Source organism: Mesorhizobium sp. M0991 (assembly GCF_040318915.1).
GTDB lineage: Bacteria > Pseudomonadota > Alphaproteobacteria > Rhizobiales > Rhizobiaceae > Mesorhizobium.
Map to the genome: position 1 here is coordinate 1 of NZ_JAMYNE010000113.1, position 528 is coordinate 528.

Annotated in this window: 1 protein-coding gene; it reads left to right on the forward strand. The window is 58.5% G+C overall.

Features of this window, described 5'->3' with window-relative positions; all coding sequences use genetic code 11:
* A partial coding sequence (locus NKH70_RS35750; RefSeq protein WP_353027484.1) for an HAD-IC family P-type ATPase occupies positions 1-528 on the forward strand: 528 nt, incomplete at both ends.

Sequence of the window (528 nt, forward strand, 5' to 3'; positions counted from 1 at the left end):
GATCCCGGTCGATGGCACCGTCGTCGGTGGAGCGGCTTCGGTCAACGAAGCATCGATCACAGGAGAGAGCATTCCGAAGGACAAGAGCGATGGCGCCGATGTCTTTGCCGGAACCATCGTCGAATCCGGCGCCCTCGACATCGAGACCGAGAAGGTTGGTGCCGACACCACCTTTGCCCGCATCATCAGTCTGGTCGAGAATGCCGAAGCGGAACAGGCACCCGTCCAGAAACTGGCGGATAAGGTCGCGTCATGGCTGATCCCGGTCGTGCTGATCTTCCTCGTTGCGGTTTATCTTTATACCCGCGACGTTCGGATGATCGTCACTCTGCTGATTTTCACATCACCTGCCGAACTCGGATTGGCGACTCCTCTGGTGATTATCGCAGCCATTGCGCGAGCCGCACGCAGTGGAATTCTGGTCAAGGGGGGCGTCTATCTGGAGTCTTTGGCCAAGGTCGACGTCCTGGTGTTCGACAAGACAGGCACCCTGACGGCGAACAAGCCCGAGGTTGTCGGTGTGGAGAT